Genomic DNA, 12,878 nt, shown 5'->3' with positions numbered 1-12,878 from the left:
AACAAAAAGCAAGGCACGAGGCCTTGCTTTGAAACAATCTAGTGTTTTGCAGCCTAGCTTTATCTCGCGCATTTCTTGCGGCGCGGCGGCTGCTTGTTCCTCCCGAGACTCGGACCGTGCGCCGCCTCGTTGGGCGGCGACCATCGCGGGGTGCTTATAGGAAGAAGATTTCCCTTTGTCATCAGGCCGGAGACGGTTCGCGGCGCTTTTTTGCAAACCTTGCTGCAAACCGCCCCCTGATCTCCGCCTCGACTGCGATCGGCGCAGCGAACTTCGCATCCGCCGCCATCTCCACGCAGAGATCGACGAAGCCAAACGGTACGGCTGTCGGCATCGGAAGCTGCGGCGGCCTGTGCTTCCCTGGCGCTTGTATTTTGCAGGCGCAATGTGTTGTGTGCCTCGCGCACCGGCCCGTTTCCCGCCGCCGGCCTGCGCCAGCCGTTCAAGGTCGAAAGATGCGTCTCTCCCGCTACTTCCTGCCGATCCTGCGCGAGACGCCCAAGGAAGCCGAGATCGTCTCGCATCGCCTGATGCTGCGCGCCGGCATGATCCGCCAGGAGGCCGCGGGCATCTACGCGTGGCTGCCGCTGGGGCTGCGGGTTCTCGACAAGGTCTGCAAGGTGATCCGCACCGAGCAGGACCGCGCGGGCGCGATCGAGATCCTGATGCCGACGATCCAGGCCGCCGACCTGTGGCGCGAGTCCGGCCGATACGAGGCCTACGGCAAGGAGATGCTGCGCCTAAAGGACCGCCACGAGCGCGAACTGCTCTACGGGCCCACGGCGGAGGAAGTCGTCACCGAGATCTTCCGTGCCAGCGCCCGCTCCTACAAGGACCTGCCCAAGAACCTCTACCAGATCTCGTGGAAGTTCCGCGACGAGGTGCGTCCGCGCTTCGGCACCATGCGCTCGCGCGAGTTCCTGATGAAGGACGGCTACTCGTTCGACCTCGACCAGGCCGCGGCGCGCCACTCCTACAACAAGGTCTTCGTCTCCTATCTCCGCACCTTCGAGACGCTGGGCTTGCGCGCGATCCCGATGCGGGCCGATACCGGCCCGATCGGCGGCGATCTGAGCCATGAGTTCATCATCCTGGCCAATACCGGCGAGAGCGAGGTGTTCTGCGACCGCGCCTATCTCGACATGCCGGTGCCCCCGCCGTCGGTCGATTTCGACGACGTCGCTGGGCTCCAGGGCGTCGTCGATTCCTGGACCTCGCATTACGCCGCCACCGACGAGATGCACGACACCGCAGCCTTCGCCGAGGTGCCGGAGGCCGCGCAGCTCTCCGCCCGCGGCATCGAGGTCGGCCACATCTTCTATTTCGGCACCAAGTACTCGACGCCGATGAAGGCGGTCGTCACCGGCCCCGACGGTCAGGAGCGGCCGGTGCATATGGGATCCTACGGCATCGGTCCGAGCCGGCTTGTGGCCGCAACCATCGAGGCGAGCCACGACGAGGCGGGCATCATCTGGCCGGATGCGATCGCCCCCTTCGACGTGGCGCTGATCAACCTCAAGGTCGGCGATGGCGCCTGTGACACGGCCTGTGCCGAGATTCAGGCGGCGCTCGAAACCGCCGGGCTCTCCGTGCTCTACGACGATCGCGACGACCGGCCCGGCGCGAAATTCGCCACCGCCGACCTGATCGGTCTGCCCTGGCAGGTGATCGTTGGTCCGAAGGGGCTCGCCGACGGCAAGATCGAGCTGAAGCGCCGCGCCACCGGTGAGCGGGAGACGCTCGATCCGGTCGATCTCCCGGCCCGGCTCCGGCGCATCTGAGGCGGACGCGATGGCGCTCGCGCTCAGCGACTGGAAGGGCGCGCTGGCCCGATTGCGCAGCGCGCAGGCGAGCGCCTCGACGCGGCCTTTCGCAGGCTTCGAGTGGCTGATCGCCGGTCGCTATCTCCGTGCCCGGCGCCGGGGTGGCGGCGTCTCGGTGGTCGCCCTGTTCTCGGTGCTCGGGATCGCGGTGGGGGTCGCCACCCTCATCATCGTGCTCTCGGTGATGAACGGCTTCCGCACGGAATTGCGCTCCAAGATCGTGGGTCTCAACGGCCACGTCTTCGCCGCGCCGATCGACAAGCTCTTCACCGACTACGTCGATCTGTCCGAGCGGCTGGAGAAGGTCGCGGGCGTGCGCGCCGTCGTGCCGATGGTGCAGGGACAGGCCTTCGCCTCCTCGCCCTATGGCGGCTCCGGCGTACTGGTGCGCGGCGTGCGCGAGGCGGATCTCGCCAAGGTCCCCGCGGTCTCCACCGCGATCAAGAGCGGCACGCTCGAAGGCTTCGACGACGGAACCGGGGTGGCCTTGGGCCGGCGCCTCGCCGATTCCCTCGGGCTTCAGGCCGGCGATCAGGTCACGCTTCAGACGCCGAAGGGGGCGAGCACACCGTTCGGCACCGCGCCGCGCTCCAAGGCCTACACGGTGAAGGCGATCTTCGAGATCGGCGTGACCGATTTCGACACGACCATGGCCTTCATGCCGCTCACGGAGGCACAGGCCTTCTTCAACCGCGACGGCGATGTCAGCGTGATCGAGATCTATCTCGACGACGCCGAAACGGTGGCCGAGATGCGCGAGCCCCTCGAGATGGCGGCGGAGCGCCCGATCCTCCTGACCGATTGGCGGCAGACCAACCGCACCTTCTTCGGCGCGCTCGAGGTGGAGCGGAACGTGATGTTCCTGATCCTCAACCTCATCGTCATCGTGGCGACGCTCAACATCATCTCGGGGCTGATCCTGCTCGTTCGCGACAAATCCTCCGATATCGCGATCTTGCGCACCATGGGCGCGACGCCGGGCACCATCATGCGGGTCTTCCTGATCAACGGGGCCCTCATCGGCCTCGTCGGCACGGCGATCGGGCTCGTCGGCGGCGTGCTGTTCACCCTCAACATCAAGCCGATCCAGCGCACGCTGTTTCCCGGTGCCTGGGACCCGACCGTGCGCTTCCTCGCCGAGATCCCGGCCGAGATGAACTCGACCGAGGTCGCCGTCATCGTCGTCACCTCGATCCTGTTGTCGCTCGCCGCGACACTCTATCCCTCCTGGCGCGCCGCCCGGCTCGATCCGGTGCAGGCCCTGCGCTACGGCTGACGGTATCCCAGGGTACGGACTCTCCATGGCACAGTCGCAAGCCGACGCCGCGCAGCCGGTGCCGGCCCTGTTCTTCTCGGGCGTCGAGCGCCGCTACCCGCAGGGGGAGGGGGCGCTGGAGATCCTGCGCGGCACCGATCTCGCCATCTGGCCGGGGGAGCTCGTCGCGCTGGTGGCGCCCTCCGGCGCGGGCAAATCGACCCTGCTTCACATCGCCGGCCTCCTGGAGCGGCCCGATGGCGGCGAGGTCTATATCGGCGGCCAGCCGACCGCCTCGATGTCCGACGGCGAGCGGACGCGGTTACGGCGCGAGGAGATGGGCTTCGTCTATCAGTTCCACCATCTCCTGCCGGAGTTCTCGGCGCTGGAGAACGTGGTGCTGCCCCAACTCATCCGCGGCCTCGGTCGCCGTGAGGCGGAGACCCGTGCGGCCGAACTCCTGAGCTTCCTCGGCCTCAAGGAACGCCTGCCGCATCGCCCGGCCGAGCTGTCCGGCGGCGAGCAGCAGCGCGTCGCCATCGCCCGCGCCGTCGCCAACGGCCCGCGTCTCCTGCTTGCCGACGAGCCGACCGGCAATCTCGACCCGCAGACGTCGGGCCGGGTCTTCAGCATCCTGCTCCAGCTGGTGCGGGCCTCCGGTCTCGCCGCGCTGATCGCCACCCACAACATGGACTTGGCCGCCCGGATGGACCGGCGCGTCACGATCCGCGACGGGATGATCGAGCAGGTGGGGTGACGTCGTCTGGGGTTCCGCCCGGAATCTCTCGGTGTCGGGACGGACGATCGGCTAGAACTGCATCAAAGCGGGGATCAGAGTGAGCCCGGCCCCGGCTGCAAGGTAAGGGAGCCAGCCCACCGCTCGACGCCAGCGCGTCGGCGATGCTGCTTCGTCCGCAGCCAGCAGCGGCACGATCAACGGCAGCAGCGGCAGCAGGTATCGCCCCTGCGGCCCGTCGATTCGGCTCTCGCCGACATTCGTCCATGTCAGGTATTGCGAGAGCAAGATGGCCCATAGGCAGGCCAATCCCGCCATTAGTAGGAGTAGGCCCTCTCGCCGCAGCCCGGCACGGGCCCGCCCCCCGGCCTGCAGCGCCCCGAAGAAAGCCAGCGGCCAGAGCCCGTAGATGAGCGCTGGAATCGGCCGGTCGAGCCAGCCGAGGCAACCGATACCGGTTCGTGCCAGCCAGATCATATGCTTGATCGTGAACAGATAGCCCGCCGGGAGGGTGAGGAGCCGCGCCGGGGCAGCGGCGAGGACGTTGAGCTGCGCCTTCGGATCGGTGCTTTGGAACGTCGCCGGTCGCAGACCTGGCCAGAGCGGACCGGCCTCGTAGGCGGTGCGGGGCACCGGCGTCGCCACCGTCGCCATGGTGAAGCCCGCCCAGAGAATGCCCGGCAGGACCGCAAGCAGCACGATTGCCGCGCGAGCGAGGAGGCCGAGCCGGGTCAGGGGCAGGAGGAGTGCCAGGGCGAGAGGGGCGTAAGGCGGCTTCGCCAGCACGACGAGGGCGATCGAGATGGCGGCGAATCCATAGGCCGGATGCCTGAGCCTAGCCCCGGCATCGCCGGTTCGGACACGGGTGAGCAGGGCCGCCGCAAGCGCCGAAGTCGCGATGATCAGGCCATCATGATTGAACGAGCCTGCCAGGGAGAGGGACATCGGCAGGGCGAGCGTGACGAACAGGAGCAGCCGACCCCGCCGCGTCAGGGCCAGGGCCGCACAGGCCAGGATGGCATAGGTAAGCAACGCGGCGAGCCGGCCGAGCGTGGCAGCCTGACGGGGAGTGGCGCCGACGATTCGACCGGCGGCCAGACCGAGCGCTGCCGGCGCGTAGAAGGCCGGAAAATAGGTGCCGATGGTGTAGAGGGCATGGAATCGGCGCTCGGTCCCCCAAGGTCCTGTGCCTGAAATCGGATCGGGCGCGGGCACGGCGACTCGCGAGACATCCACCGGGTCACGGCTGCGGCTCATCGCTTCCCAGACCGGATCGACGAGGATTCCGGCCGCGGCGACGGGGCGGCCATCGGGCAGGGTGATCGTCTCGCGATGGCCGACGATCGCTCCGTCGAGCAGGGCTGCGGCCCGCATGAGATGGGCCGGCTCGTCGGCGACATCGCCGAGCGGCGTCATCACGGCGAACCAGAGGCCGAGCGGCAGCGCGAGCAGCAGGAAGGCGAGGAGGCAAGTGCGGGCGCCGTCCGCACGTGCTTGGCCGCGAACGATCACGAAGCCGCCTCGGCGATCAGGTCCGGTTCGCCCAACTGCCGCGCGAGGCTGCGCCGGAGGCGGATGGCGAGGACCAGCGTGGCCGCCGCGCCAAGGCCGAGCAGCATCGTGCGGGCGAGGTCGGTGACTCCGTTCCGGCTCACGCTGCCGATCATCACGTAGACGAACAAGGCGGGCAGGGCAGCCAGTGTGCCGAAGCCGTAGGCGGAGATCGAGACCCGGCTGAGGCTAAGGGCCCAACTCGTCAGGGCGAAGGGCATGATCGGGGACAGGCGCAACAGGCACACGGCCCGCCAGCCATCCCGCACGATCATCGCGTCGACACGGTGCAGGCGGCCCGTGAAGGGGCGGGATTTCTCCCGGCTCCACCGTCGTCTCCACCATCGTCCGATGGCAAAGCTCAATCCAGCGCCGAGCAGCGTGCCGATGGCGGCGAGCGCGAAGCCGAGGGCCGGACCGTAGAGGGCTCCGGCCATGATTCCGAAGAGCGAGCCCGGCAGGATCCCGCTGGCCGCGACCGTGACCTGGATCAGAACGAGCAGGGCCCAGCCGGCCGGACCAGCGGCGTCGCAGGCTGCCGCCACAGTTCTCGAGGCGGAGGCCGCTGTCTCCGGCGCAAGCAGACCGGCCGCCGTTCCCGATACGGTGATCAGTCCGAGGGCGATGGGCGCGAAAACGCGCCGGAGCGGTGGCACCGTCATGGCGGCGTTACTCCCCGGCGGCGCGTAGCTGGCCCGCGGAGGTCTCGGCAAAGAGCGGCGAAGCGTGCAGGCCGAGGCGATGAGCGCGATAGGCGAGGGACGTCCGCAGGACGCCCAGGCCGTAGATCACGCTGCGTTGGAAATTGATCGATGAGGCCTCCGCGAAATAGCGGGTCGGGCAGGAGATCTCACCGAGGCGGAATCCGGCATAGGCGGCCTGCGCCAGCATCTGGTTGTCGAACACGAAATCGTCCGAGCAGCGCAGCAGCGGGAGGCGTTCCAGCACGGTCCGGCTCCAGGCACGGTAGCCGGTGTGATATTCCGAGAGCTTCTGGCCCATCAGCAGGTTCTGCACGAGGGTGAGCCCACGATTGGCGACGTATTTCCACGTCGGCATCCCGCCGGCCAGGGCGCCTTTACCGAGAATGCGCGAGGCCAGCACCGCGTCGTACTCGCCCGAGACGATCATCGACGCCATCGCCGTGACGAGGCGCGGGGCGTATTGATAATCCGGGTGCAGCATCACGACGATGTCCGCGCCTCGCTCGAGGGCGATGCGATAGCAGGTCTTCTGATTGCCGCCGTAACCGCGGTTCATCGGGTGCACCACGGTATGCAGACCGAGTTCTTGCGCCACCCGAGCGGTATCGTCGGAACTCGCGTCGTCGATCAGGACGATTTCGTCCACCACGTCGCGGGGAATTTCGGCGACGGTCCGACGCAAAGTCCTGGCGGCATTGTAGGCCGGCATGACCACGATGACCGTCTTCCCGTGAAGCATGAATGCGTTTGCCCCCGCTGGAAAAGCGGTTCTTTCGCCCCGCCGCGTTCCGGACGGGGCGGGGGCCGGCGTGCCGTTTTGTTGCGAAAGCGGGCGGCCGATAGACCGAATTAATTAATTTATGTTGGTGAGTGCCGATGGTTTGCGCCGCTGTCAATGAGGGTTAATGAATCGGCCCCGCTCGAAGGCTCAAGACGGACCGGGTGCGACGGGGCTCCGCGTGGCCTTGGAAACACATCGTTCACCAACTCGCCGAGTTCGGCCGGTCCGCGCTTTACAAAGAACAAAACAAGAACAAAACTCGCTTCATCACCAGGGAGCGACCAGATGGCCAAGCGCGGGTTCCTCACCAACCTCGTCGAGTTCACCGCCTTCGGCATGCTGTTCGGCGCGGTTGCGCTGTGGGCGGTAGCCTTGGCACCCATTCACTAAGCGTTCGCGTCCGAACGCGCTTTGTTCCGGTGTCGAGCGGGTTGCGCACAGGAAAGAGGCGGGAACGGCGATTTTCGGTCCAGCCCCGGCCTCGGGGTCGCGAAGCAGTGGATATCACGGTCGGTGCGGTGCCTCGGTGACAGACTCGGAAGGCATTGATCGGCGATCTTGAGCGGGCTCCGAACAAGGTCCCCCATGTCGCGCACGCTCAAGGAGGTCGGCTTCGTCCACCTCCACGTCCACTCGTCCTACTCGCTGCTCGAAGGCGGCGTGAAGGTCGCCGACATCGTGAAGGCGGCCGCCGCCGACCGTCAGCCGGCGCTGGCGCTCACCGACACCAACAACCTGTTCGGCGCCCTCGAATTCTCGGAGAAGGCCGCCGGCACCGGCATCCAGCCGATCGCCGGCCTGCAGCTCACCGTCTGCTTCGAGGCGCCCGATCCGATGGCGCGCATGCCCCAGGCGGGCTGCGCCAACATCGTGCTGCTGGCCCAGAACGAGACCGGCTACGGCAATCTGCTGCGGCTCGCGAGCCGGGCCTATTTCGACGGGCCGCTGGGGGCTGCCCCCAATCTCGCCGTCTCGGCCCTCGACGGCAATGTCGAGGGGCTGATCGGCCTGACCGGCGGTTTCTCGGGGCCGGTCGACACCAGCCTGCGTGCCGGCCGCGCCGAGCAGGCGGCGCGTCGCCTCGAGGTTCTGAAAGGCGCGTTCGGCGAGGACCGGCTCTATGTCGAGATCCAACGTCACGGCCTCGACGACGGACCGGCCGTCGAGCGTGAATTGCTGCGGCTCGCCGACCGCCACGGCCTCGGTCTGGTGGCGACCAACGAGCCCTACTTCGCCAAGCCCGACGATTACGGGGCCCACGATGCGCTGCTCGCCATCGCGGAAGGCCGCCTCGTCTCCGACGAGCGCCGCCGGAGGCTGACGCCGCGCCACGCCTTCACGACGCGCGCCGCGATGATGGCCTTGTTCTCCGATCTTCCGGATGCGCTGGCCGCGACCGTCGAGATCGCCATGCGCTGCTCCTACCGGGCGCGCACCCGCAAGCCCATTCTGCCGAACTTCGCCACGGTCGCCGCGGGCGAGACGGCGCCGATGGCCGACATCCTGGCCGAGGCCGCGGACGCGCCGGTGCAGGTGGTCGCCGCCGACGAGCCGACCGAATTGTGCCGCCAGGCCGAGGCCGGGCTCGACCTGCGGCTGAAGCAGCATGGCACGGCCCCCGGGTTCACGGAGGACGATTACCGCGCGCGTCTCAAGTTCGAGCTCGACGTCATCGTCAAGATGAAGTTCCCGGGCTACTTCCTGATCGTCTCGGACTTCATCAAATGGGCCAAGGACCACGACATTCCGGTCGGTCCCGGCCGCGGCTCGGGCGCGGGCTCGCTGGTGGCGTGGTCGCTCCTCATCACCGATCTCGATCCGCTCCGGTTCGGCCTGCTGTTCGAGCGCTTCCTGAATCCCGAGCGCGTCTCGATGCCGGATTTCGACATCGATTTCTGCGTCGAGGGCCGCGAGCGGGTGATCCGCTACGTGCAGCAGCGCTACGGCGAGCGTCAGGTCGGGCAGATCATCACCTTCGGTACGCTGCTCGCCCGCGGCGTGCTGCGCGATGTCGGCCGCGTGCTGGAGATGCCCTATGGGCAGGTCGACAAGCTGACCAAGCTGGTGCCGCAGAACCCGGCCAACCCCGTCACGCTGGTGCAGGCGATCGAGGGTGAGCCGAAGCTCCAGCAGGCGATCGAGGAGGAGCCGATCGTCGCCCGGCTCATGGAGATTTCGAAGAAGCTGGAGGGCCTCCACCGTCACGCCTCGACCCACGCCGCCGGCGTGGTCATCGGGGATCGCCCGCTGGAAGAGCTGGTGCCGCTCTACCGAGACCCGAAGACGGGCATGCGGGTGACCCAGTTCAACATGAAATGGGTCGAGCAGGCGGGGCTGGTGAAGTTCGACTTCCTGGGCCTCAAGACCCTCACGATGCTGCGGTGCTGCACCGACCTGTTGAAGCAGCGCGGCATCGAGGTCGATCTGGCCCAGATTCCGCTGGACGACGGAAAAACCTACGAGCCGATGGGCCGGGGCGAGACGGTCGGCGTGTTCCAGGTGGAATCCGCCGGCATGCGCAAGGCCCTCTGCGAGATGCAGGCCGACCGGCTGGAGGACATCATCGCCCTGGTGGCGCTCTATCGGCCGGGCCCGATGGCCAACATCCCGGTCTATTGCGAGCGCAAGCTCGGGCGTGACGCCGGCAACGAGGCGAGCTGGTATCCGCACCCGATGCTGGAGCCGATCCTGCGGGAGACCTTCGGGATCATCGTCTACCAAGAGCAGGTGATGGAGGTCGCGAAGGTTCTGGCCGGCTACACGCTGGGCGAAGCCGACATGCTCCGTCGCGCCATGGGCAAGAAGATCAAAGCGGAGATGGACGCCCAGCGCGACCGCTTCGTGAAGGGCTGCCTGGAGAGCGGGATTGCCCAGGCGAAGGCCAATGAAATCTTCGACCTTCTGGCGAAATTCGCCGATTACGGCTTCAACAAATCCCACGCCGCAGCCTACGCCCTGGTGACCTACCAGACGGCCTATCTGAAGGCGAACCACCCGGTCGAGTTCCTGGCCGCAGCCATGACGCTCGACCTCGACAACACCGACAAGCTCGCCGAATTCCGTCAGGACGCGCAGCGTCTCAAGATCACCGTCGAGCCGCCCTCCGTGAACACCTCCGGTGTCGTGTTCGACGTGAAGGAGGGGCGGATCCTCTACGCCTTGGCGGCCATCAAGGGCGTGGGGCGTTCGGCGGTGGAATCGATCGTTGCCGCCCGCGGCGACCGTCCGTTCAAGGATCTGGCCTGCTTCGCGCGCCGTCTCAACCCGCGCCACGTCAACAAGCGGACGCTGGAGAACCTGATCGCGGCGGGCGCCCTCGACTGCATCGAGCCGGATCGGGCGCGGGCCTGGGCCGCCGTCGAGCCGATGATGAAGATGGCGCAGGGGGCGGCCGAGGCCGAGACCTCGGGGATCGCAGACATGTTCGGCGGCGTCGCCTCGGCGGATGTGGGCCTGCGCATCCCGCCGCACGAATTCTGGACGCTCACCGACAAGCTGAAGCGCGAATGCGACGCGGTCGGCTTCTTCCTCTCCGGCCACCCGCTCGACGAATACGGGCAGATCCTGGAGAAGCTGCGGGTGCAGTCCTGGGCGGATTTCTGCCGGGCGGTCCGGGCCGGCTCCGCCAGCGTCGGGCGGGTCGCGGCCTCGGTGCTCGACCGCTCGGAGCGGCGCACCAAGAGCGGCAACAAGCTCGGCATCGTCACGCTGTCGGACCAGACCGGGCATTTCGAGGCGATCATCTTCTCCGAGGGTCTCAACCAGTACCGCGACATCCTCGAGCCGGGCCGGCCGCTGGTGCTGACCCTCCAGGCGAATGCGGAGGGGGAGGATGTGCGCGCCCGGATCACCACGGCCGAGCCCCTCGATCAGGCCGCCGCCCGTCACCAGAAGGGCATGCGCATCTATCTCCGCGACGACCGCCCGATCGGCTCGGTGCACAAGCAGCTCTCCCTGCGCGGTGAGGGCGAGGTTTCGCTCATCCTGATCCTCGACGGGGGCGATCGGGAGGTCGAGGTCAAGCTCCCCGGCAAGTATCAGGCGACGCCCCAGGTCGCCGGTGCGCTGCGGGCGGTCCCGGGCGTGGTGCAGGTGGAGATGAACTGACATCTCCGCTGTCCCGGCCGCCGCCCGCCCTGTTTCGATGCGCACGGTGTATCGAGTGTGTCTTCGAAGCGTAGAAGGCCCGAGCTTGGCCTTACGAGTGCCACAGCTCAATGATTCTCCGGTGCTCGGTCCACGGTCAACCGCGGCCAGTGGGGCTCGACTTTGGATCGAGAGTGTCCACTTGCTCGACGGAACGGCCGAGCTGTTCGAAATGGTCGCGGCGCTGCGGAAGTGCCGCCTGGAGGATTGACGTTGATGACCAGACGCGGGTTCAGGATGCTCGTGGCGGCCGGGCTGACAGCCCTCGCCGGCGGGGCGCAGGCCGCGCAATGCGGCAACTCTGCCGCCGGGTTCGAGGCCTGGAAGGACCAGTTCGCCGCCGAGGCCCGCGGCCGGGCGAGCGCGGCGAGCCTTCAGGCGCTTGAGGGCACCTCCTACTCCACGGCGACGATCTCGGCCGATCGTGGCCAGAAGAGCTTCAAGCTGTCCCTCGACCAGTTCCTGGCCAAGCGCGGCGGCAACACCATCGTCTCGCGCGGGCGCGCCCTCAAGGCTCAGAACGCGGCGCTCTTCGCCTCGATCGAGCAGCGCTACGGCGTGCCCCCCGGCCCGCTGATCGCGATCTGGGGCATGGAGACCGGCTTCGGTGCCGTGAAGGGCAACGTCAACACGCTCTCGGCGGTGGCGACGCTGGCGTACGATTGCCGCCGCTCGGAATTCTTCACCGACCAGCTCTACGCCGCGCTCAAGCTCGTCGATGCCGGCGTCATCACCCCGTCCACCCGCGGCGCCGCCCACGGTGAGGTCGGCCACACCCAGTTCCTGCCGAAGAACGTCCTGACTTACGGCGTGGGCGGTAGCCTCGACAGCGCCCCGGTTGCGCTGAACTCCACCGCGAACTTCCTCAAGGGCCATGGCTGGCAGCGCGGCGCGGGCTACCAGCCCGGCGAGCCGAACTTCGCTGCCATCCAGGGCTGGAACGCGGCCGGCGTCTACCAGCGCGCCATCGCGCTGCTCGGCGCGCGCATCGACGGGCAATGATCGACGGGCCGTAAGGCCCTCATACCGGCGGGCCGTTCGCGGCCCGCCGCTCCAATCGCTCGGCGACGAGCTTTTGCAGGATCCAGAGGTGCCGGTCGCGGATGCCGAGCTCGGCGCAGGCCTGCGTGGTGCGAAACAGGTATTCGGCACTCGGCCCGAGATTGCCGCAGGCCGCCGCGATCATGTCCGCCAAGGCCTCGTCCGGAAGACGGCCCGTGTAGCGTGCGCTCCGGCGGTTCGCCACGAAGGTGAGCGCCGGCAGCGGCCCTTCCTCGGTCGCGACCATCACCCAACGGGCCTCGTAGCCCTTGCCCTTCATCTCGCGGCGCCAGACCGGCATCAGGGTGGCATGCGGGTCGGCCTCGTCGAGCCGGAACGCGACGCCCCGGCACAGGCCCCCGCGCTCCAGTGCCAGCACGAGGCCCGGCCGCTCGGGTGTGCCGCGGAACCGATGCTGCAACAGGCAGAACCGCCGGTGCCAGCCGCGCACCGCGCCGACGCGTTTCTCCGTGAAGACGAATTCCGGGCTCCATAACAGCGAGCCGTAGGCGAAGACCCACAACCCACCCTCGGGCGAGAGCCGCCGCGCCAGCATCGCGGCGAGGTCGGGCGCCATGTCCTCGTCGCTGAGGAGGGCGAGGGCGGTCGGGTCGTCCGCGACTTTCTCCGGATGGGCGCGGGTGATGAGGTCGAGGGAGAGGGCGAGCGAGCGGGGTGACATGGGCCGGGAGCGGACCATTCCGAGAGGCACAGCGCAACCCTCGCTGCCGCCTATCCTCCTCATCCTGAGGCACTGCCTCAGCGGCCTCGAAGGAGGGTTCGGGCCTATCGCGCGATCCCTGGAGCCCACCTTCGAGGCTCCGCCTTCGGCTGCCCGGCT

9 protein-coding genes are annotated in these 12,878 nt (G+C 67.9%); 5 read left to right on the top strand and 4 right to left on the bottom strand.

What is annotated here, in order from left to right; translation table 11 throughout:
• The first annotated feature begins 455 nt into the window (after positions 1-455).
• From proS to OWC43_RS02860, 3 genes are read left to right on the top strand one after another with little or no spacing between them, the layout of a single operon-like run.
• On the top strand, positions 456-1,781 hold the full coding sequence (gene proS, locus OWC43_RS02870; protein WP_137828744.1) for a proline--tRNA ligase: 1,326 nt from the start codon (positions 456-458) through the stop codon (positions 1,779-1,781).
• A 10-nt stretch (positions 1,782-1,791) separates the two neighbouring features.
• The gene (locus OWC43_RS02865; protein ID WP_393955647.1) at positions 1,792-3,099 is read left to right on the top strand and encodes a lipoprotein-releasing ABC transporter permease subunit; all 1,308 of its coding nucleotides are present in this window, start codon (positions 1,792-1,794) and stop codon (positions 3,097-3,099) included.
• A gap of 25 nt (positions 3,100-3,124) precedes the next feature.
• The gene (locus OWC43_RS02860) at positions 3,125-3,835 is read left to right on the top strand and encodes an ABC transporter ATP-binding protein (RefSeq protein ID WP_137828742.1); all 711 of its coding nucleotides are present in this window, start codon (positions 3,125-3,127) and stop codon (positions 3,833-3,835) included.
• Between the two features lie 51 nt (positions 3,836-3,886).
• Here the strand turns inward: OWC43_RS02860 and OWC43_RS02855 are convergent, their stop codons facing one another.
• The 3 genes from OWC43_RS02855 to OWC43_RS02845 are packed head-to-tail and all read right to left on the bottom strand — an operon-like array spanning position 3,887 to position 6,808.
• On the bottom strand, positions 3,887-5,326 hold the full coding sequence (locus tag OWC43_RS02855) for a DUF2142 domain-containing protein (protein WP_393955645.1): 1,440 nt from the start codon (positions 5,324-5,326) through the stop codon (positions 3,887-3,889).
• Positions 5,323-6,027, bottom strand: coding sequence for a TVP38/TMEM64 family protein (locus tag OWC43_RS02850; RefSeq protein ID WP_393955644.1), 705 nt, complete (start codon positions 6,025-6,027; stop codon positions 5,323-5,325). The genes OWC43_RS02855 and OWC43_RS02850 overlap by 4 nt, the downstream gene beginning before the upstream one ends.
• Positions 6,028-6,034: 7 nt before the next feature.
• Complete coding sequence (locus OWC43_RS02845) at positions 6,035-6,808, bottom strand: glycosyltransferase family 2 protein (RefSeq protein WP_393955643.1); 774 nt, start codon at positions 6,806-6,808, stop codon at positions 6,035-6,037.
• A gap of 627 nt (positions 6,809-7,435) precedes the next feature.
• Here OWC43_RS02845 and dnaE point away from each other — a divergent pair.
• Together dnaE and OWC43_RS02835 are read left to right on the top strand one after the other, a co-directional pair.
• Complete coding sequence (gene dnaE, locus OWC43_RS02840) at positions 7,436-10,957, top strand: DNA polymerase III subunit alpha (protein WP_393955642.1); 3,522 nt, start codon at positions 7,436-7,438, stop codon at positions 10,955-10,957.
• Positions 10,958-11,212: 255 nt separating this feature from the next.
• The gene (locus tag OWC43_RS02835; RefSeq protein ID WP_137828740.1) at positions 11,213-11,998 is read left to right on the top strand and encodes a lytic transglycosylase domain-containing protein; all 786 of its coding nucleotides are present in this window, start codon (positions 11,213-11,215) and stop codon (positions 11,996-11,998) included.
• A 19-nt stretch (positions 11,999-12,017) separates the two neighbouring features.
• Here the strand turns inward: OWC43_RS02835 and OWC43_RS02830 are convergent, their stop codons facing one another.
• The gene (locus OWC43_RS02830) at positions 12,018-12,719 is read right to left on the bottom strand and encodes a gamma-glutamylcyclotransferase (protein ID WP_393955641.1); all 702 of its coding nucleotides are present in this window, start codon (positions 12,717-12,719) and stop codon (positions 12,018-12,020) included.
• Positions 12,720-12,878: the final 159 nt, after the last annotated feature.

It is taken from the genome of Methylorubrum sp. POS3, assembly GCF_043352485.1.
Taxonomy (GTDB): domain Bacteria; phylum Pseudomonadota; class Alphaproteobacteria; order Rhizobiales; family Beijerinckiaceae; genus Methylobacterium; species Methylobacterium suomiense.
This window is presented reverse-complemented; position numbering and strand designations above follow the sequence as displayed.